This is a genomic window from Streptomyces barkulensis (genome assembly GCF_002843305.1).
Taxonomy (GTDB): Bacteria; Actinomycetota; Actinomycetes; order Streptomycetales; family Streptomycetaceae; genus Streptomyces; species Streptomyces barkulensis.
On the sequence record NZ_PGSG01000089.1, the window covers coordinates 90,825 to 110,825 of the forward strand.

19 protein-coding genes are annotated in these 20,001 nt (G+C 73.9%); 9 read left to right on the top strand and 10 right to left on the bottom strand.

All coding sequences use genetic code 11. The features are described from left to right. Window positions 1-573: 573 nt before the first annotated feature. The gene (locus CUT83_RS17710; RefSeq protein ID WP_101256826.1) at window positions 574-1,191 is read left to right on the top strand and encodes a dihydrofolate reductase family protein; all 618 of its coding nucleotides are present in this window, start codon (window positions 574-576) and stop codon (window positions 1,189-1,191) included. A 4-nt stretch (window positions 1,192-1,195) separates the two neighbouring features. Further along, the gene (locus CUT83_RS17715; protein WP_101256827.1) at window positions 1,196-2,038 is read left to right on the top strand and encodes an alpha/beta fold hydrolase; all 843 of its coding nucleotides are present in this window, start codon (window positions 1,196-1,198) and stop codon (window positions 2,036-2,038) included. Between the two features lie 551 nt (window positions 2,039-2,589). Here CUT83_RS17715 and CUT83_RS17720 read toward each other — a convergent pair. From CUT83_RS17720 to CUT83_RS17730, 3 genes are all read right to left on the bottom strand, one after another. Next, window positions 2,590-3,438, bottom strand: a complete 849-nt coding sequence (locus CUT83_RS17720; protein ID WP_101256828.1) for a class I SAM-dependent methyltransferase — start codon at window positions 3,436-3,438, stop codon at window positions 2,590-2,592. Then, entirely contained in the window at window positions 3,435-4,328 is an 894-nt protein-coding gene (locus CUT83_RS17725; RefSeq protein ID WP_158239029.1) for an alpha/beta fold hydrolase, read from the bottom strand. Before CUT83_RS17725 ends, CUT83_RS17720 begins: the two co-directional genes overlap by 4 nt. A 180-nt stretch (window positions 4,329-4,508) precedes the next feature. Then, window positions 4,509-6,248, bottom strand: coding sequence for a helix-turn-helix transcriptional regulator (locus CUT83_RS17730; RefSeq protein ID WP_101256830.1), 1,740 nt, complete (start codon window positions 6,246-6,248; stop codon window positions 4,509-4,511). Between the two features lie 983 nt (window positions 6,249-7,231). Between CUT83_RS17730 and CUT83_RS17735 the strand changes: the two genes are divergently transcribed. The 4 genes from CUT83_RS17735 to CUT83_RS17745 all read left to right on the top strand — a co-directional run bounded on the left by CUT83_RS17735 (window position 7,232) and on the right by CUT83_RS17745 (window position 10,188). Further along, complete coding sequence (locus CUT83_RS17735) at window positions 7,232-7,726, top strand: hypothetical protein (RefSeq protein WP_101256831.1); 495 nt, start codon at window positions 7,232-7,234, stop codon at window positions 7,724-7,726. 160 nt (window positions 7,727-7,886) lie between these two features. Then, entirely contained in the window at window positions 7,887-8,201 is a 315-nt protein-coding gene (locus CUT83_RS29860) for a hypothetical protein (RefSeq protein WP_143688588.1), read from the top strand. A gap of 422 nt (window positions 8,202-8,623) precedes the next feature. Then, window positions 8,624-9,205 (top strand): hypothetical protein, encoded by a 582-nt coding sequence (locus CUT83_RS17740; protein ID WP_101256832.1) that lies wholly within the window; start codon window positions 8,624-8,626, stop codon window positions 9,203-9,205. Next, a complete protein-coding gene (locus tag CUT83_RS17745; protein ID WP_101256833.1) occupies window positions 9,202-10,188 on the top strand; it encodes a nucleotidyl transferase AbiEii/AbiGii toxin family protein in 987 nt (328 codons plus the stop codon). The genes CUT83_RS17740 and CUT83_RS17745 overlap by 4 nt, the downstream gene beginning before the upstream one ends. 253 nt (window positions 10,189-10,441) lie before the next feature. Here CUT83_RS17745 and CUT83_RS17750 read toward each other — a convergent pair whose 3' ends face one another. From CUT83_RS17750 to CUT83_RS17775, 6 genes are read right to left on the bottom strand one after another with little or no spacing between them, the layout of a single operon-like run. Further along, complete coding sequence (locus tag CUT83_RS17750; protein ID WP_101256834.1) at window positions 10,442-11,392, bottom strand: NAD-dependent epimerase/dehydratase family protein; 951 nt, start codon at window positions 11,390-11,392, stop codon at window positions 10,442-10,444. Next, window positions 11,389-12,537 (bottom strand): cytochrome P450, encoded by a 1,149-nt coding sequence (locus CUT83_RS17755; RefSeq protein ID WP_101256835.1) that lies wholly within the window; start codon window positions 12,535-12,537, stop codon window positions 11,389-11,391. Before CUT83_RS17755 ends, CUT83_RS17750 begins: the two co-directional genes overlap by 4 nt. After that, window positions 12,534-12,770 (bottom strand): hypothetical protein, encoded by a 237-nt coding sequence (locus tag CUT83_RS30485; RefSeq protein ID WP_194074717.1) that lies wholly within the window; start codon window positions 12,768-12,770, stop codon window positions 12,534-12,536. The genes CUT83_RS17755 and CUT83_RS30485 overlap by 4 nt, the downstream gene beginning before the upstream one ends. Further along, window positions 12,767-14,257, bottom strand: a complete 1,491-nt coding sequence (locus CUT83_RS17765) for a class I adenylate-forming enzyme family protein (protein WP_101256836.1) — start codon at window positions 14,255-14,257, stop codon at window positions 12,767-12,769. Before CUT83_RS17765 ends, CUT83_RS30485 begins: the two co-directional genes overlap by 4 nt. Then, the gene (locus tag CUT83_RS17770) at window positions 14,257-14,997 is read right to left on the bottom strand and encodes a glycosyltransferase family A protein (RefSeq protein WP_101256837.1); all 741 of its coding nucleotides are present in this window, start codon (window positions 14,995-14,997) and stop codon (window positions 14,257-14,259) included. Before CUT83_RS17770 ends, CUT83_RS17765 begins: the two co-directional genes overlap by 1 nt. Further along, complete coding sequence (locus CUT83_RS17775; protein WP_101256838.1) at window positions 14,994-16,025, bottom strand: 3-oxoacyl-ACP synthase III family protein; 1,032 nt, start codon at window positions 16,023-16,025, stop codon at window positions 14,994-14,996. The genes CUT83_RS17770 and CUT83_RS17775 overlap by 4 nt, the downstream gene beginning before the upstream one ends. 415 nt (window positions 16,026-16,440) lie before the next feature. Here CUT83_RS17775 and CUT83_RS17780 point away from each other — a divergent pair, with 415 nt between their 5' ends. Both CUT83_RS17780 and CUT83_RS17785 read left to right on the top strand, forming a co-directional pair. Then, window positions 16,441-17,445 carry a methyltransferase gene (locus tag CUT83_RS17780; protein ID WP_101256839.1) on the top strand — a complete coding sequence of 335 codons (1,005 nt, stop codon included), beginning with the start codon at window positions 16,441-16,443 and terminating at the stop codon, window positions 17,443-17,445. Between the two features lie 370 nt (window positions 17,446-17,815). After that, window positions 17,816-18,034, top strand: coding sequence for a hypothetical protein (locus CUT83_RS17785; RefSeq protein ID WP_101256840.1), 219 nt, complete (start codon window positions 17,816-17,818; stop codon window positions 18,032-18,034). 121 nt (window positions 18,035-18,155) lie between these two features. Here CUT83_RS17785 and CUT83_RS17790 read toward each other — a convergent pair whose 3' ends face one another. Then, entirely contained in the window at window positions 18,156-19,010 is an 855-nt protein-coding gene (locus CUT83_RS17790; RefSeq protein WP_101256841.1) for a LysR family transcriptional regulator, read from the bottom strand. Window positions 19,011-19,174: 164 nt separating this feature from the next. Between CUT83_RS17790 and CUT83_RS17795 the strand changes: the two genes are divergently transcribed. Continuing rightward, entirely contained in the window at window positions 19,175-19,981 is an 807-nt protein-coding gene (locus tag CUT83_RS17795; RefSeq protein WP_101256294.1) for a transposase family protein, read from the top strand. Window positions 19,982-20,001 lie beyond the last annotated feature (20 nt).

Sequence of the window (20,001 nt, forward strand, 5' to 3'; positions counted from 1 at the left end):
GTGTCCGAGTGCCGGGTGTGCGGGGGCGGAGACGCGGTACCGGCCGCAGGGGTGGAGCGGCTCGGGCGGCGCTCCGGAACTGTCACGGAAGCGAGAAGTCGCGCTGTCGTTGCGTGAGGTCCTTCCGCTCACGCGTTCTCCGGCTGCGATGCCTTGGCCTCGGCATGACCGACGGTATGTGCGGAAGCGAACGACCCGAAGAGGGGATGAGGAAGCGGGGGGTGAACGGGGCGGCGGTGATGGACGCGACCGCACCCCATGGCTTCACACCTCGCAACATGGGCTCCTCTCCGGGTGACGCGTACTTCTCGTCCAGGCCAAGCGTTGGTCAACGACCATTCAAGAAAAACCATATCCCGGTAAAGCGGCTTGCATGAGCAAGTCGACACTTCCGGCCCAAGAGAGCCCGAAAACCGAGGGTCCGATGACGTGAATCCGCCCTGTCGCCCCTCGTGCCGGGCCGCCGGGTCCCCGCCCGTGGCCGCCCGCAGGGGGCCACGGCGATTCCGGAGCACCTGAACATGCTTCATGCGCAAGCGATGAGTTCGTGCGCCGATTCGGGTCTGCCCCGGCATGACCCGAATCATCGCCGACATCTCGATCTCTCTCGACGGCTTCGTCACCGGGCCCGAGCCCGGCCCGGACAACGGTCTGGGCACCGGCGGCGAGGCCCTGCACACCTGGGCGTTCTCCGAGGACCCCGCCGACCGCCGGATCCTGCGCGAGGCCACCGCCCGCTCGGGCGCCGTCGTCCTCGGCCGGCGTCTGTTCGACATCGTCGACGGGCCGAACGGATGGGACGACACCTCCGGCTACGGCGCCGGAGAGGTCGGCAAGCCCGCGTTCGTCGTCGTGACGAGTTCACCGCCGAAGTCGGTCCGGCTCACCGGCCTGGACTGGACGTTCGTCACCAGCGGTCTGCCCGGCGCCGTCACCGCCGCGCGCGAGCGCGCCGAGGCGGCGTCCTCGGACAACGGCAGGGACCTCGACGCCGTCATCATGGGAGGCGGCGCAACGATCGGCTCGGCGCTGGCCGCCGGACTGGTCGACGCGCTGACGCTGCACCTCGCGCCCGTCGTGCTGGGGGCCGGGACGCCACTGTTCACCGGCGGAGCGCCACGCACGCTGGTGAACAGTGGCGTGACCGCGACATCGACCGCGACGCACCTGACCTACGACGTCCCGCGGTGATCCGATGACCACCGTCGACGTTCATGGGATCAGCCTGGGCATCGAGTCGTTCGGCGACGACGGCGCCCCACTCGTCCTGCTCGCGGGCGGGACCACGATGCTCTCGTGGCCCGACGCGCTGTGCGAGCGTCTCGCCGCCGGCGGACGCCGTGTGGTGCGCTACGACCTGCGCGACAGCGGGGAGTCGGCGACGGCGGAACCGGAGGCGCCCGCCTACACCCTGCGCGACCTCGCCGCCGACGCGGCGGCCCTTGCCGGAATGCTCGGCGGCGGGCCGGTGCACCTGGCGGGGATCGGCGTCGGCGGGATGGTCGCCCAGGTGGCCGCGCTCGACCATCCGGGCGCGTTCTCGGCGCTCACCCTGGCCGGTACCCGCGCTGTCGCACCCGGCCCGGTCGACGACGACCTCCCCGACCACGACCGGGCGGCGATGGGCCGGCTGTTCGCCCGTCCGATGCCCGACTGGACCGACCGCGAGGCGGTGGCGGAGTTCGCCGCAGGCGGCGCGGAGATCCTCGGCGACGACCCCGCCGCCGCGCGTGCGACCGCCGCACGCGTCTGGGACCGCACGCCCGGCACCGACCCCTCGGTCCAGATGGCCAATCAGATGGGCATGGTGTTCTCCAGGCTCGACTGCGGACCGCGCTGGCGCGAGCGTCTGCCCGGGATCAAGGTCCCCACGCTCGTCGTCCACGGTCGCCACGACCGGTTCTTCCCCGTCGGAAACGGCGAGGCGATCGCACGCGAGGTGCCCGGGGCGCGACTGCTGGTCCTCGAGACGGCCGCCACCGCGATCCCGCAGACGGCGGCCGGCGAGGTCGCCGAGGCGATGCTCGCGCTCGGATAGAGGGGGCGGCGTGTGCCGCACACAGGCTGCGGTACAGGTCACCGCGGGCGCCCCGCTGCCCGCGGTCGCGCACCTCGGCTGTCCCTGCGCCCGTCGGGCTCTCCAGGCCGTGCCGGCATCGTCACGCCCGGCCCGACCGGCACCCCTGCTCCGGGTCGGGGGATCCCGGCCCGGAACAGGCCGTACAGCGCCGGCGCCCGGGAGCGGACGCCCGGCGCGGCGACGCGGAGGCGGGCGAACTGCTCGGCCGCGGTCGGCACCCGTTCAGCGATTACGTGCTGCGACGCCGCGAGTGGGAAGCCGGGCTGGACGACTGGGCCCGGGCCGGTGCCCGTCACGGGCCCTGCCGATCCCTTCCGCCGCGCTCAGCCCTCTTGGACGAAGCAGGCTCGGCAAACGCGAGACGGCGCGGCGCGGACAACCGCGGCGCTTCCCTCCGCGATCGGCTCGACCGGCTGCGGCCCGCCGGCGCTACGGCCGCCCTGTGAGCAGCGGCAGTCGGTAGCCCCGGTCCCCGCCTCCTTCGCCGTCTCGCGGGGAGTCAGGGGGAGTCAGGGTGCCGGAGACCTGCCCGTGCCGATGTTGAGCGCGGTGTGCAGCACCGCGCCCGGCGCGCCGCCCGAACGTTCACGGAGCATGCCCTCCAGGATCCGGCGGACCTCGGCGGCCTGGCTCCCGGTGAGGCCGGTGACCCACCGGGCGCCGAGAGGATGACTGCTGCGGACGGTGTCCAGCAGTTCCGCGGCGGACGCGAAGAACGTGTCCGTCACGGTCCGGTGGACGCTCTCCCCCACCAGCCCCGCCTCGCGCAGCACCGCCGAGAACCGGTTCGGGTCCGCGAGCCGGAAGGGCAGGGGCGGCGGGTTGGCCGGCATGCCGGCGAATCCGGGGACGGCGGCCCGCAGAGCGCCCAGCGTCCACGCGATGAACTCGGCGTCCTGCGGTGAGCCGAACGCCGCGACCAGCACCGTCCCGCCCGGCCGGGTGACCCGGGCCATCTCGGCGAGACCGCGCTCCAGGTCGGGGAAGAGCGACACGCCGTTGAGCGAGGCGGACAGATCGAAGGCGTCGTCCTCCAGGTCCAGGTGCTCGCCGTCCATGACAAGGGCGCGGACGTGGTCCAGCCCTTCCTCCCGGGCGCGGGCGGCGAGCCGCTCCACCATGGCCGGCGCGATGTCGACGGCGACGACGCGGGCGCCTCGGCGCGCCGCGGGCAGAGCGAGGGCACCGCTGCCGGCCGCCACGTCCAGGAAGCGGGTGCCGGGGCCGATGGCGATCTCGTCCAGGATTTGTTCGCCGTACCGCAGGGTGTGCGGCGTGGTGTGGCGGTCGAAGCCCGGGGCCAGGGCGTCCCAGGCGGTACGGATCTGCTCCGCGGGGTGTTCGGTCCGGGTATTCATGACCGGGTCCCTCCATGTGCGGGGTGCGAGGCGGCGCGGAGGGCCGCCACAAGGGCGCCGGGGTGTTCGAGGTGGGCGTCGGCGCCGCAGTCGTCGATGACGTGCAGCGGCCACCCGAACCGGGCGGCGGCGGCCTCGCCGTACCGGAGCCTGGTCTCGGGGTTGTGGCGGCCCCACACCAGCGTCGTGGGGACGGGGATGGCGGCGAGGTCGGCCGGCGGGATCGCGAAGAGCGCGAACTCCTTCATGAGCGTCCGGCTCCCGGGCCTGACGGCGGGAGTGCGGGCGCGGTCGAGCACGTAGTCGGCGATGCCGTCCCAGCGCTCGCCGAGGTCGTCCCGTACGCCGTCGTAGTCGACCATGCAGCGTCCGAGCATGCGGTCCCTGGACCGTGCGGTGGTGTGCACCTGGTACGTCGCGGCGGTGACGGCGAAGCGCGGCTTCGGGCGGAACGGGCCCAGGCCGAAGGCGTCGACCAGGACCAGCGCGGCGAGCCGGTCACCGTGCGCCGAGGCGAAGCGGGCGGCGACGGCACCGCCCAGGTTGTGGCCGACCAGGACGGGCGGAGCGGGACAGGTGGCCGTAATGAGCTCCGCCAGCCACTCCATGACCCGGCCCGTGGTGAGCGGGATGTCCCCGGGGACCTCGGAGGCACCCTGCCCCGGCAGGTCCGGTACGACGAGTGTCCAGGACGACACGAGGTCCGGGATCACCCGGATCCAGCCGAGCGAGGTCTGCCCGAGGCCGTGCAGGATGACCATCGGCGGTCCTTCGCCGCCCTCGAGTACGGCGGTGGGGACACCGGCCAGATCGCGGTGGTGCTCGGTGAGCGGGATCTGCGCGAGGAGCCGCTGCCGGGCCCCGGCGCCTACGGTGGACGTGCGGTTCATCTCCGCCTCCTCTCCTCGGGTCCGCAGAGCTTCCGCTTTTACGGACTGCGGATCCGCAGGCCTGCGGATCGGGGGATCCGCGCTTCTACGGAGAGTGTGGGCGAGGGGGTGCCGGCGGCGCATCGGCCGGAATGTGCATGTCGGGGACCTGGGGCGAGTGGGTGGAACGGCCCACACGCCTCAGACGAGGTGGTGCTCGTACGCATACGCCGTGGCCGCCGCCCGCGAGCAGACGTCCAGCTTGTGGAACATGTTGTTCAAGTGACGGGCGACGGTCTTCTCGCTGATGACGAGCGCGGCTGCGATCTCGCGGTTGGTGGCGCCGGCCGCGACGTGCCTGAGCACCTCCGCCTCGCGCGGAGTGAGGCCTCCCGGCAGCCGGTGGGCGTCGCCGCGCCGGGACAGCCGGTCCACGCGGGTGAGCTGCGGGGCGGCTCCGAGCCGCTCGAACACGGCGCGGGCGGATTCCAGTTCCATCCCGGCCGAGTCGTGGTCGCCGAGCGCCCGGAAGACCTCGGCCCTCAGCAGGCGCACCCGCGCCGCCTCGTACGGGACCTCCAGCTCCTGCCACGCCGACCAGGCGTCGCGCAGCGCCTCCCCGGCCCTCTCCACCTCTCCTTCGGCGAGCAGGACGGCGCCGCGGGCGCCGGCCGCGACCGCGCGCAGGTACGGCGCTGCCAGATGGTCGGCCGCCCGGGCGAGCTCGGCGGCGGCGTCGCGGGCGGTGCCGGTGTCGCCCGCCGCGAGGGCGATCTCCGCGTACGCGGCGAGAACGCGGGAGCGTCGCACCAAGTCGTGCTCGGTCTCGGCCGCGACCCGGCGGACGGCCGCCAGGGCGTCTTCGGTGCGGCCCTGAGCCAACCGCAGGAGGGCGAGCCCGGGCTGCGGGGGGTGCCCCCACCGGTCGGCCTCGCGGTACGCCTCCTCCGCGCGGGCGAAGGCGCCACGCAGGCGGAGCAGTTCGGCGCGCTGGTAGTGGGCCATGCCGACGGCGGGATCGCCGGCCGGCGTGTCCATGTGGGCGCAGGCATGCTGTGCCTCGGCCAGGGCGTCGGTCCATTCACCGTGCAACTGCATGATCTCGGAGCGGTGAACGAGGCACTGCCCGCGATAGGGCCTGAGGTCGGGCTGGGCGGCGCACCAGCGGCTGAGTGCGGCGGTCCACTCGGCAGCCCGGTGGATGTCGAAGGTGTCCCGGCACGCGGTGATCACGGCGCAGTAGACGATGCCTGCGGTGATCGGGGAGACCTCGTCGGCCGTGACCGCGACCATCGACTCGTCGAGCAGGACCCGGCCCTCGACGACGTCGCCGTCGGCGATGAGCGCCTGTCCCCGGCCGAGGCGGCCGAGGGCGGCGAGGTCGGGGTCGCCGAACCGGTCGGCGGTCCGTACGGCCTCGGCGAACGCGGCGCGTGCCGCCTCGTGGTCGCCGGCGGCCATCGCCCGGAGCCCGGTCGGCACCAGGAGATAGCCGCGCTCCACGTAGTCGCCGCCCGCGTCCTCCAGGAGCCGGGTGGCGCGGCCGAACCAGCCGTCGGCGCGCTCGTGGTGTCCGTGCCGGGCCAGGGTGAGGCCGAGCCAGAAGGCGCAGCGTGCGGCGGGGCCGACCGCGCCCACCTCGTGCAGCGCCAGGTGGGCCCGCTCCCAGAGCTCCTCGGCGCGCTCCTCCCGACCGGTCAGGTACGCGGCACGGGCGAGGAGGTCCAGATCGTGTGCGGGAAGCGGACTCCGGGCCTCGGCGGTGGCGAGGCGTCCGTACGCCTCTGCCCAGGCCCGCCGCCGGAAAGCTTCGCGGCCCTCTTCGAGCAGGCCGTCCTCTTCGAGGAGACCGTCTTCGCGGAGTGTCTCTTCGCGGAGTCCGTCGGCCGTGGCGCCGCGGGGCACGGCCGATGTCCTCTGTGCCGTCCTGCGTTCCGCCATCGCATACTCCGTGAGTCGGGTCTGCCACCGGGCCGTACGCACGCCGCCGCCCGGCTCCTCGCAGTCCGTCAGTAACCCCGGCCACCGTGGTTACACCACTCGTCCGGCCCTGTCTCGCATCAGGCGGTGACGGAAAGCGAGAATTCGACTTCCTGACCTCACGGAGAGTTTCCGTGGTGCTCCGGCCTCGATGATCCGAAACGGACGGCGATGCATCGAGGTCGCCGGTCGCCGGGACTGTCGCGCGGTCCTCGCACGGACGTACACCGAACCGGCCGACCGGCCCCGGGGAGCGACTGCTGTGGAGACCGTGACGGGCAGGCACGGCCCGACGCGGAAAGCACGGGCGAAGAGCGGTCCGGTGAACGGTGGCAATGCCGGCGCCCGGGGCTGCCGGGGTGATCGGCCTGCCGGGGAGCGCGGCCGCTGTCCGCCCCGGGGGGGCGGACAGCGGTCATGGCTACGGGAACCTCAACACGGCCGGAGCGGGGACAGCAACGGTGGCGGTCGCCCCGACCTGCTGATCGGCGCCGCGGGCGAGAACGGCATGCAGGGCGCGGTCTGGGCGATCCCCGGCGGGGCGCCCCACCCGCTGTACTCCTCCGGCACCATGCTCCGGTGACACACTCTCCGGCCGGCCGCCGTCCTCCACCGCACCGTCCGCAGGGCTGCGAGGAAACCGTCGAGACCTACGGCGGGAGTCGCCGGGACGCCGGAGCGGCTGGAGGAGCACAGGTTGAGCCCTCGTCCGCCGTTGAGTCTTTTCGGAATGACGACCGACGTTTTCCCTCGTCGCGCGGGCAAGAGCTCCGACCGGACCTCCGTCAAGCCGACCGGAGCGCGGCCTCGAGGGCGAGGGGCCCGTTGTCAATCACCGACCGTGATGTGAGCATGACCTTGCTCGATGACCGTCGCAGCCGGCGGGGAGCGGTGCGTCGACCGGCCGGTCCCTTCCGTCGCGCTCTACACGAGGAGCCCGTCACATGAAGCGATCGAGGACTCGTACGGCCATCACGGCGGCGGCCGGTGCGGCAGCGCTCGCCCTCGGCGGCCTGGCCGCCGCACCGGCAGGAGCCGCGACCTCCGCCGCACCGCCGGCGCAGAAGAGCGTGACGGCGGCCTCCGGTTTCTGGGCGTGCACCGTCCCGGCCGGAAAGACCTACACCGACACCGACCGCCGCTACCGCGGCAACTGCAACCCCAGCGGATGGGGCACCAGCTACTACGTCGTCGACCCGGCCGACGGCATCTGGGCGTGCACCGTCCCCTCGGGCTACACCTATACCGACACCGACCGCACCTACCGCGGCAACTGCAACCCGCAGGACTGGGGGACCGCCTACCTGCTCGCCGTACCCCGCACCGGCATCTGGGCGTGCACCATCCCGCCCGGCTTCTCCTACACCGACACCGACCGCCGTTACCGCGGCAACTGCAACCCGCAGGACTGGGGAACCAGTTACCTCCTGGTGGGCTGATCACCCGCGCCCGTGTCCCTGCCGTCGCAGCCTCCCCGGGGCGTCCCGCCGGGGCGTCCCGCCGGGGCGTCCCGCCGGGGCGGGACGCCCGCAGCGCCCTCTTCGGACAGGGCGTTGCGAGCCCAGGGAGCCGCCCGGGGCGTCAGGTGGCGATGATGGTGTGGAAGAACAGGACGGCGCCGGCGAAGGCGGCGCCGCCGGCGAGGAGCGCGGTGGCGGTGTTGTGCTGGGCGAGATAGGTCAGCACGGCGGTGCCGGTGGCGGCGAGGGCGCCGAGCAGCGCAGGCGGATCTTCGTCCGGCTGCGCTCCGCCGAAGGAACGGCGCTGCTGCCGATGGCACGTGAAGACGCCGTCGCCTTCCTCGACGCCGGCGCACCACTGGCGCAGCAGGCGACCACGGCCGCCCCGGCGGACACCCTCGACGAGTGGGAGAAAGAGCTGACCAAGATCATCTGCCCCCGTTCCGGTGAGTGAGCGCTCTCCGGCCTCAGGCTGATGTGGACGGTGCCGCCCCGCGATCCGCGGGGCGGCCGCCGGGACTTCACGATGGCCGCGGTCTGCTCACCGAAACCGAAGGCGCGGATGCGGACGTGGGAGCGTTTGCGGGCCCGCTGCCCGGTCGACGACGGTCGCTGCGGCGGGTCCGGTGATCCTGCCGTCGCACCGCTCGGGCACCGTTGACGGTCCGTGTCGGTTTATCGGTGCGGTTCTGATGGCGATATGCCGGGTTTCCGTGGTGGTGCCGCTTCGGGTAGGAGCGGTCTCCCGGCCGGCCGGCTGTACCGCGCCCAGCGGGACGCCGGGCCTTTGGACACGGCTTCCGGTTCAGACCGTGCTCTTCTCGGTCTGGACGTACTCGCCCATGGAGCACACCCCGCCCCCCGTCTGCCAGAATCATGCCGGTGTACGAGACGCATGTGACGGTCCGGTGCCGGACCGAGAGGGAGGCGGCCGCGCTGGACGCGTGGGCGGCGGCTCACGAGGTGAAGGTCACTCACATTGTTCTGGCCCGGGGACGGATGACCTTTCAGCCGATGCTGACCCTGCCGGACCGAACCAGCCACCCGTCCGTTGTCACCGGGCTGCGGGACGCCGGATTCGAGCCGGTACGGGTCAAGGTGGAGACGGTGCCGTGGAGCAAGGAGCCGGCAGGCCCCGGCGGGGGCTACTTCGAACACCATCTCAAGCTGGCGCTGCCGGCTGACTATGACCCGGCCGCCCTGGAGACCCTGGTGGTCCCGCATGGCGCACATGTCTCATGGAACGCCCGGCGCGTCCTGCCGGGGCCCGGTGCCGGACACGAGCGTTTCGTGACCCAGCGGCATCGCGGACCGGTGGATGCCGCGGGCCGGGCCTGCGACGAGCTGATCTCCGCGCTCACCGCGGCAGACTACGAAGTACTGTCGGAGGAACGCGAGTTTGTGCTGTCCGACAGTGATCTGTCGGTGGACGAGGGGTGGCTGGAGGAAGCCGTATGAGCAGTACGCCGTGGACGCCGTCCACCCCCGGCGGACCGGACGGTGACGAGCCGGCCGCTGCCAGGATCCACCGCAGGACGGAACTGCCGTACACCCTGACGGCGGGCATCGGTGACGCAGCCGCCCGGCACCGCGTCTTCGATCCGGCCCTGAAGCACTTCGACGATGCCTACCGGCCCACCGACGACGTGGTCCAGGACCCCGAGGTGCGGGCCCGCTGGCAGGCGACCCGTCGCACCGCGCTGGACCTCGTGCTCGCGGCCGTCACCGCATCACCCTGGGCGGACTCGCTGGTGCTGCGCGGCAGCATGCTGATGTCCGCCTGGTTCGGCCCGGCCGCACGCGCCCCCAGGGACATCGACTTCGTCGTCGTCCCGGACACCTGGCGCATCGAGGAGCCGCGGACACGCACCATGCTGGACGGCATCGCCGAGGCCGCCGAGCGGCTGGCCCGTGAGCGCGGCAACGGCCTGGTGGTCTCCGCCTCCGGCGCGGTCTCGGAACACATCTGGACCTACGATCGGGTGCCCGGCCACCGCCTGGTGCTTCCATGGACGGCTCCGGGCCTTCCCGGTGGGCAGGTGCAGCTCGACTTCGTCTTCAACGAAGGGCTGCCGACGCCCGCTCTGCCGACGGAGGTCGCGGGCGTGCGGATCGCCGCGGCAAGCCGTGAACTCTCGCTGGCCTGGAAGTTGATGTGGCTCAGCTGCGACGCCTACCCGCAGGGCAAGGACCTGTACGACGCCGTCCTGCTCGCCGAGAGCTGCACCATGCCGCTGGGGCTCCTGGAGACGGTCCTGCGGGAGGCGGACGAGTGGCCCGGCCCCCCGGGCGAGCCGCTCGGCCCCGATCTGTTCCGGGCAGCCCTGACCGCGGTGGACTGGACCGGCTTCCTCCGGGACCACCCGGAGGCGGAAGCCGCCACCCGACACCTTTCCACCAGGCTGCTCGCGGCGATGGGACCTGTCTTCGAGGACCGCTGAGTCTTCCGCTCGGTGCCGAGGCCTGTTCCACTGGTGTTCGCCCCCTGGGGGACACCTTGGTGTGCGGTGTGCTGCGGTGTGCGGGAACGGCGGGAGACACATCGTCGGCTGCACACGCTTCATCGGGCCTCGGACGGTACTTGCGGCATCCCCGGCATCCCCGGCATCACTGCCGAGATCCGGGAGAACGGCCAGGTGGCGAAACACCGACCACGCCGGCCGAAGCCGCACGTCCCGTGTTCGGGGCCAGGAGTCAGGCCCCGCTCGCCGCTCGCCCGCATGCTGTCTTCCGGCGACTCCTCAGGAGAGCGGTTTCGTAGTCGTGGAGGGTGCGACCGGCCACCCACCCCTGAGACCGGGCCCTGGAGACGTCCAGGACCACGGAGTGCGCCAGCTGGTCGACGGCGTAGCGGGTGAGCGGCGGTTCCGCGTGCGGGCGCAGCCGGGCCAGCGTCTGGGCGGCGCCCGCCACGGCCTGGGCCACCGGCAGCGGGATACGGCCGATGCGCGCCCGTACGCCGTGGGCGCGCAGGACCGTCCGTATCGCCTCGTCACGTTCGTACGGCGCCGGGTCGGCGATGTTGTACGCGCCCGCCGGCCAGCCGGCGGCCGCAAGACAGGCGTCGGCGAGGTTCTCGACGGCGGTCAGGCTGAGCCGCACGCTGGGTCCCGGCAGCATGAGCAGACCGCGGCGGACGCGGGACAGCAGCCGGGGCACCAGGTGCGGGTCCCCGGCGCCGTAGACCGCCCGCGGCCGCAGCACCACGGCGCCCGCGGCGAGCGCCAGCGCCTCGCCGGCGGCCTTGGTGCGGCCGTACGCGTTCAGGTGCCCGCGTACCGGATGGTCCTCGGTGATGCCGGCGCGCCCGGCCCCGGGCGCGTAGACGCTGGCGCTGCTGACCCACACCACCGGCCGGCCGGCGGCTCCCTCCAGCAGCCGTGTCGTGCCGTCGACGTTGACGGCGTGCATGGTGGCCTCGGCCGGGGAGCCGGGCACCGGGTCGCCGACGGCCGCCGCGCAGTGCACGACGAGGTCGGTGCCGGACAGGTCCGGCACCTCGTGTGCGGCGTCCCAGGGGATGTGCCGGCCGACCGGGCCGGGGCGCCGCCCGACGCACAGGACGTCGGCGCCGCGGGCGGCGGCCGCGGTGGCGACGTGCGAGCCGCAGAAGCCGCTCGCGCCGGTGACGGCGATCGTGGTCATCGGTCCTCCGGGGATCGAGGGACTTCGGTCGCCCGGACGGTGAGGGAGCGCCAGCCGGGCAGGGCCGCGCCCCGGTCCACGCGGGCGCGCTGGACGGTGGGGCGGTGAGGGGCGAGCGAGGCGAGGGTGTCGTCGAGCTGGGCACGGGCCAGGCGCGCACCGGGGCAGGTGTGGGGGCCGGTACCGAAGACGAGCCGGGCCAGGGCGGTCGGGGCCGGGCGGTGGACGTCCGGTGGCTGGTCGTGGGCCCGAGCGGCGTGCCGGGCCACCAGGATCAGACGGTCCCCGGCCCGTACCGGGCAGCCGTCCAGCTCGGCGTCGGCCGCCGCCACGCGGGGCAGCAGCGGTGAAGGGGCGGTCACCCGCAACAGCTCGCCCACCAGCGCCGGACGCAGCCGGTCATCGGCGGCCTGTTCCCACAGCCCCGCGTCGGCGCACCAGGCGGCGGCCCGCGGGAGGGCCGCGACAGTGGTGTTGACGGCGGCGACCGCGAGCATGGCCCGCAGGGCCGGCTCCGCCGCTTCGCCGTGGGCAGGGGCGAGCAGACCCTCCAGCCGTGCGGCCGCCGCGGCGGCCGCACGTGCGCTGCCCGGCCTCCGTGGGCCGGGCAGGTGGTCGCGCACCGTGGCGGCCGCCGCGGCGGCCGCCGCCACGGCGATGTCCTCCGGTTCGCCGGTGGCGTGCAGCAGCGCGCGGACGGTGGCGCCGGCCACTTCGCGGGCCAACGGCACGAGGTCGACGTCGCGGCCCGCCCCGAGCGGGGCGAGACGGCGGGCCAGGATCTCCCGCCACACCGGGCGCAGGCGCTCCACCCCGGCCGCGCCGAGTTCCTCGGCGAGCGCGCGCCGGCCGGCGCGGTGGCCGGCGCCCTCCTGGTCGAACAGCGTGCCGCCGTAGGACAGTTCGCGGGCGGCGCCCCCGGTGGTGCCGGCCGCGGTGCGGTCCAGCGGGAGGCGGGTGAGGGCCTGCCGGTAGGGCTCGGTGCCGTGCACCAGTACCGCGCCGCCGACACGGATGACCGCGCGGTGGCGGGCGGCGGCGAGGAGGGCGAACAGCACGGGGTGGGAGCGGGTGTAGACGCGCCGGTCGCGGCGCCGGGCGGTACGGAGGGAGGATGCGGTGGGGGTGGCGGGAACCGTGGTCATCCGGCGTGCACCTGCTTCGGGTCGGCGGGGCGGCAGCGGCGGTTCCGGTACCACAGGAGGGTCCGGCGGGCGCCCCGGGCCCGCGGCCGGCGCAGGCTGCTGTGCACGACGGCGAGGGCGAGGCCGGTGTCGGTCTGGGTGGCGAGCGCGGCGCGGGCGGCGCCGGTCCCGGTCCCCTCGTCGCGGGCGGGCACCACGACCCACGGCGCGGGCGCGCTGCCGGGCGCGGTCATCGCCTGCTCCGTGCCGCGAGGCTCCGTGCCGTGAGGCGCCGGGCGGCGAGCTGTGCGGTGGCGGCGCGGTCGGGCTTCAGGGAGCGGCCGGACAGCGGGATGTCGGCGAAGAGCACCGCGTCCGGCCGGGCGGAACCCATGCGCTCCAGCGGTCCGGCCAGGGCCGCCCGCAGCGTGTCGCGGTCCGCCCCGGCGTCCGGCTGGACGACGGCGACCAGACGCTCGTCGCCGTCACCGGCCGGCACGCCCACGAGCAGGGCGAGTTCGACGCCCGGTACGTGCAGCGCCGGCTCGTACAGCCCCGGGTAGATGTTCTCCGCGCCCCGCAGGATCATGTCCTTGCGCCGACCCTCCAGCACGATCCTGCCGCCGTCCAGGCGTGCCCGGTCGCCGGTGGCGACCCAGGGGCCCGGCTCCTCGCCCAGGTAGCGGTCCCGGGCGGCGGGGCCGGACAGCAGCAGCTCCCCCAAGGCGCCGGTCCTGGCCGCCACGCCGGGGAGCGGGGCGCCGACCAGATCCCCCTCGCCGGTGAAGCCGGCCTTGTCGGCCTGTTCGACCGCCGCGGCGGGAAACAGTTCGGTCAGCGCGTAGACGCCCCACGCCTCCGTGGCCCCCGCGCGCTTGACGCGGGTGAGCAGCCCGGCGCTCGCGGGAGCCGATCCGGTCCACACCCGCCCGGTGAACCGGCCGCCCTCGGCGAGCAGCCGCCTTGTCTGCGGCGGCGTCAGATAGGTGGCCTGCGGGGCGAGACGGCGCAGCTGACGGGAGAGCACGCGCGCGGAACGGGCGGGCAGCGCGACCGGCGCTCCGCTCGCCAGGGACGGCACCAGGACGAAGAAGGTCCCGCCGAGAACGGGCCGCCCGGCCTCGGGCCGGACCAGCTCGGCCACCGCGGCCATGCCGGCGGCGAGCGAGGAGCGGGTGTGCACCACCGCGCGGGGCCGGGAGGTGGTGCCCGAGGTGAACACGATGACCGCGTCGCCGTCCCCGTCCACCGGGGGCGGCAACGCGGTCCGCACCCCGGTGTCCAGGGCGGGGGCGCAGCCGGGCAGCCGTGGCCCGACCGTGGCCACCGGTCCCAGCTCCGCGAGGTCCGGCAGGGCCAGGCGGGCCCGGCGGGCGAGCGGCCGGGCCCAGCCGGCGACCGCCTGGGCGGCGGCGTCGGCCAGGACGATGTCGGGACGGGCCAGGGCGAGACGGGCGCGCAGCACGTCCGGCCCGGCACCCGGGTCGAGCACCGCGGCCCGGGCGCCGAGGCGGTGCACGGCGAGCATCACGGCCAGAGCCCGGGGCCCCGGCCGTACGGCGACGCCGACGGTGCCGCCGCGTGCGACGCCCCGCGCGTGCAGGGCGGCGGTGAAACGGTCGGCGAGGTCGGCCAGGTCTCCGCACGTGACCCTGGTGCGTACGGCGCCGCTGCGGGTGGTGCCGAGGACGGCGGGCCGGCCGGGGTGGCGCCGCAGGGCGCCGGCGAGAGCGTCGAGCATCAGCGCGGATCCTCCCCGTGGCGGCCCGGACCCTTGTCGAGGTACCAGCGGGCGGTGCCGACGAGGCCGTAGGCGCGCAGCCGGCGGGTGGAGTTCTCCACGACCATGTCGCGGGCGTGGACGATGGCGGTGGTGTGGCGGCGCACCCGGTTGAGGAAGAGCCGGTCGGTGGGGGAGGGGCGGCGCGGCATCCCGCCGGCCGCCTCGTACAGCGCGGCGGTGATGGCCATGTTGTTGCCGGCGTGCATCCGGTAGGGGGCGAGATAGCCATGGCGGCGGTGGTGGGCCGGGCGGACGCGGCCGAAGAGGGCGGCGACGCGGACCAGCACGCGGAAGACGGCCCGCCCCAGCGGTCCGTGCTCGTCGCGGCGTGCCTCGACGCGCCCGCACACCAGGCCCGCGCCGCGCCGCAGGGCGCCGCGGGCGCCCGCCGTCCAGCCGGGCCGCGGCAGGCAGTCGGCGTCGGTGCGGGCCAGCAGCGTGGCGCCGTGTCCGATCGCGTACCGGAAGCCGGTGTCCACCGCGCAGCCCACGCCCTTCTCCGGCTCGCCGATGACATGCACCGTAAAGGGTGCCCGGCGGGCGAAGTCGCGGGCGAGGGCCGCGGTGTTGTCGGTGGAGGCGTTGTCCACGACGAGGAGGGTGAAGTCGCGGTCGCGCTGGGCCGCGAGCGCCTCCAGGGTGGCGCCGATGCGCGCGGCCTCCTGGTGCGCGGGCACGATCACCCACAGGACGCTCATGCCTTCTCCCAGACCATCGTCATGATGCTGACGCCGCCGCCCAGGCCCACGAACAGGACCCGGTCGCCAGGAAGCAGATGCTCGTGGACACGGTCGAGCTGCACGCCGAGGGTGGCGCTCGCCATGTTGCCGAGCTCGGGGACCGTGACGACGAGCCGGTCCCGGGGAACGCCGGTGAGCTCCGTGAAACGCTCCAGGTACGGCACGGTGACCTGATGCACCAGGATGTGCCGGAAGTCCTCCCACGCCAGTGAGGTGCGCTGCCGCATCCGGTCGAGCACCGATGTGCCGACCTTCTCGAAGACCTCGCGCAGCTCGCCGCCGTCCCCGCGGAAGTAGGTGTGCTCGTCCCCGCGGGGGTGGCGCGAACCACCGCCGAAGATGCCGCCGACCGACCAGTGCTCGGAGTGCGTCTCGGTGTCCACGTCGAGGATGCCGCCCCGGTCCACGGCCTCCAGGACGACCGCGGCCCCCGCGTCGCCGAAGGTGTAGCCCGCGAAGCCGTCCCGGAGCTGGCCGGAGTCGGAGGGGTCGTGCCGCACGGCGCGGCTGGGGGTCTCCCCGGTGACGACCAGGGCGCGGCGGGCACGGCCGGCGAGGATCATCGCCCGCGCCGTGTCGATGCCGTTGACGAAGCTGTTGCACGCGTTCGTCACGTCCAGCGCGTGCGCCCGCGAGCCCAGCTCGGCCTGGACGATGTGCGCGGTCGCCGGTTCGGCCACGTCCCGCGTGGCGGAGGCGAACACCAGCAGATCCACATCGTACGGAGCGAGTCCGGCCCGGCCCAGCGCCGTACGCGCCGCCCGTACCGCGAGGGTCGAGGCGTACTCGTCCTCCGCGGCCGCCCGGCGCGAGGCGATGCCGGTGGCCCGTTCGAGCATGCGCGCGGGCAGGGGCAGCCCGGAGGCGGCGGTGAGGCGCTCCTGCAACTGCCGTGAGGTCACTTCGAGATCCGGCAGGCAGGAGGCCACCGCGGTGATGCCCACCCGGCGGCGCACCTGCTCGGGAGCAGCATGGTCTATGTGCATGGGCCGGACGCTACGAGCGGACCATGACAGCCCGCCTGAGTGCCGGTACTCAACTGGAATAGGCAATCGGCCGGTCACCGGCCCGCTCTGGCCACGTGCACCGTGGCCGGGCAGGCCGCCCGGAAACCGGCAAGACCGCGGGCGTGCCCCGGTGTTTCACTGCGCCGGCCGATGCCACGCGCCCACCCGCACGTCACCGTGCGGAGCGTCGCGGCGGAGACCCTGGCGGCCTCGAGCGACCGCAGCCCGGCCGCCACCGCCGCCCTGTGGGCACTGCTCGACGAGGAGCACCGGCATCGGTCCCGGCCGTGCGGCCGCGCGGCCGCACGGCGAGCACCGGGCCGATAACCGGTTGCCGCCCGCTGCCGGGGCCACCAGGGTGGTGCCTTCGTGCGCCGAGACGAAGGAGGGCCTGATGGCGGAGGACGCTTCGGCCGGGACGGGGCTGTGGGCGATGGCGGACCTGGTGACGCCGATGGCGCTGCGCGTGGCGGCGACCCTGCGGCTCGCCGACCACATCACGGCGGGACTGCGGACGGCACCGGAGCTGGCCGCCGCCACGGACAGCGACACCGACGCGCTCGACCGGACGATGCGCCACCTCGTCTCCGTGGGCGTGCTCGGGCAGGACTCCTCGGGCGGCTACACCCTGACGGCACGGGGCCGGGAACTGCGCGGCGACCACCCGTCCGGCCTCCGTGGCGTGCTGGACCTCGACGGCGCCATCGGCCGCGCCGATCTGGCGTTCGTCCGACTGCCGCACAGCGTGCGCACCGGCGAAGCCGCCTTCCCCGCGCACTTCGGCAAGCCCTTCTGGGAGGACCTGGCGGAAAACCCCGCGCTCACCGCCTCCTACGACGCACAGATGGGCGCCGACGCAGCCGCCTGGGCCGAGGACATCGTTCCCGCCTACGACTGGGAGTCGCTGGGCAGCGTGGTCGACGTCGGCGGCGGCAACGGCACCCTGCTCACCGCCCTGCTGCGCGCGTATCCCGCACTGCGGGGCGCCGTCCTCGACCAGCCCGACACCGCGGCCGCCGCCCGCAGGGCCCTGGCGGCGGCCGGCCTGACCGACCGGGGCGACGCCGTACCCGGCGACTTCTTCGAGACCCTGCCACCAGGCGCCGGAGGCTACCTGCTGTGCGCGATCCTCCACGACTGGGACGACGATGCGGCTCGCGCCATCCTGCGGCGCTGCGGGGAGGCGGCGGGAGAGCACGGCCGTGTCCTCGTCATCGAGATGACCGGCCCCGACGGCGTGTCGCCCGATACCGGGATGGACCTGCGGATGCTCGCCTACTTCGGCGGCCGGGAGCGCGGTGTCGGTGAACTCACCGCACTCGCCGCCCACGCGGGTCTGCGCACCGTGGCGGTACACCACGCCGGCCGCCTGGCCATCATCGAACTCGCCACTGGCTGAACGCCGCTCGGGGAATCGGGAACAGGCACTGACCGCGAGGGGCGGGGGTGCCCGACCACTGGTCGACCCGCGCCCTGCCCTTGCGGGTGGCCGAATCGGGCCGGCTTCCCGACCGCCGGGGAGGCCCGCCCTGCGACGGCGGTCGGTGACCCTCCGTAACTCCACAGCGGTCCAAACCGCCTTCGGGGATTGATGGGTGGTGCGGGACGGGGTCCGACGACGGAGCAGGCCCCGGTGAAGGTACTCAGAGAGTCGGACCGTCGTGGCTATCGCGTACGACCAGGCGAGCTGAGCGGGCAGGCCTCTGGCCCGGAGAGGGCGAGAGGCCCGGGTTCCTTCAGATACGCAGCAGACCGGACGACTCCGGGATGTGGGGGCGCCCGGCCGCCATGACCAGGCGTACAGCGCGCAGGGCCTGGAGGTCGTCGGGGGCTGTGCCGCCTGGTCCACCGTGGACACCCCGCGGATATCCCTGTATCCCGACACCTCACAGACGGTGACGATCCGTTTGGAGTCTCCGTGCTCCCCGGTGGTGTGGTCGTTCACCGTGGCCGCCGGCGACGCGCTCCGCGTCGCCGGCGGCCTCTGAGTACCGGAGCCGTGGACAGACACCCTCCTGCCCGTCTTCCCTGCCGGCGCGGAAGTGTTCTGTGGGGGCCCGAGCCGACCACCGTCGGCACCTCCACCGCGATGGAGGTGCCGGGCGGTTGTTATGGGTAGGTGCGTTCGTGTGAAACCGCCTGTGCGGCCTGTCGTACGGCCGCGACGGCGGGGGTGTCGCGGTGTTCGGCCGTCCAGGCCAGGGCCGAGGTGCACGGCGGCAGGCCGTCGACGTTGGTGTAGCCGACGCCGGGACGGTGGAAGAGGTCGCGGGCGGCGGCCGGGAGGAAGGCCATGGCCTCGCCCTGTGCCACGGTGTGCAGTAGGGCTTCCAGGTCCGCGGCGACGGGACCGTACCGCACCGGGCTGCCGTCGGGGCGCGGGTCCACCGCCCAAAAATCCCACCACACCCGCGGCACCTGAGGCGGGACGTCCACCACCGGATACCCGGAGAGCTGGCCGAGGGTGATGCGGGACCGGGCCGCCAGGGGGTCGTCGCCGGGCAGGCAGGCCACGCGGGGCTCGGCCGCCAGGTGGTGCACCTCGATGCCGTCCGGGACCGGCGGACGCAGGAAGACCACATCGACTTCCCGCCGGTACAGGGCGCCCCACTGGTCGGCGAAGTTCAGGCCGAGGACCTCCACCTCCAGATGGGGATGCCGGCGGCGCAGCGCCCGGAGCACGGCGCGGGTGTGCGGCATGGCCGCCTCCGCACCGACGGCGCCCACCCTCACCCGCCCGGACAGATGACGCCCCTGCGCATCCGCGGCCCGCCGCAACCGCATCATCGCCTCGACGGTCGCCCGGACCTCGGGCAGCAGCGCCCGGCCGGCCTCGGTGAGGGCGACCGCCCGGCTGGAGCGCTCGAAAAGCGCCACGCCAAGACGCTTCTCCAGATTGCGAATCTGCTGGCTGAGAGCGGACTGCGTAATGAACGACCGGGCCGCGGCGTGGCCGAAATGCAACTCCTCAGTGAGGTTTTCTCAGCGAAATGATCTCCGCGAAGTGGGCTGATCGGTGCAGGTCCGGGTGGATCGGGCCGGGCGGCCCCGGCTCTGGACAGACGTAAAGCCCCTGGTAGGACAGGTCTCACCACAAGATCATGTCCGTAACCACCAGAGGCTTCACGTTGGTCACCTATGTTGCCACGCTCGACGTCCCACGCCATGTCGTGGAGTACCTGTCCCGCCTGCTGGCCGCACACCGACGACGCATCGGCACGCCGCGCGGCTCGCGGGCGCTGGGCCCGTTCCGCCAGGCCGTACTGGTTCTGCGCTGGTTCCGCGAGCGCGGCTGCGTGCACTGCCTGGCCCGTGACGCCGGAATCTCCCAGGCCACCGGCTACCGCTACCTGCACGAAGGCATCGACGTCCTCTCCGCCCAGGCCCCGGACCTGCACGAGGTCCTCTCCCGCTGCCGAGGTGAAGGCATGACACACGTGATCCTCGACGGCACACTGATCGAGTCCGACCGCCTCGCCGGCCTCCGGGACAACGGTAACGACCTGTGGTTCAGCCAGAAGCACAAGGCGTTCGGCGGCAACATCCAGTTCCTGTCCGCTCCGGACGGCACCCCCCTGTGGGTCTCCGACGTCGAGCCCGGCAGCGTCCCCGACATCACCGCCGCCCGCCTGCACGCCTTGCCCGCCCTTTACAAGGCCGCCGAGGGCCTTCCGACCCTGGCGGACAAGGGCTACATCGGCGCGGGCATCGGCATCCGCATCCCGGTCCGCCGCCCAAAGGGCCAGTCCGAGCAGGCACTTCACGCCGATACCCGCATGCTCAACATGCTGCTGCGGCATGTCCGGGCCCTGGGCGAGCGCACTGCCGCCGAACTCAAGCAGCGATGGCGGGCCCTGCAGCACGTCACGCTCAGCCCCAACCGGATCGGCGACATCGCCAGAGCAGCTCTCGTTCTCAACGGGATCTGGAAGTGATCACCGATGAGAAAACCTCA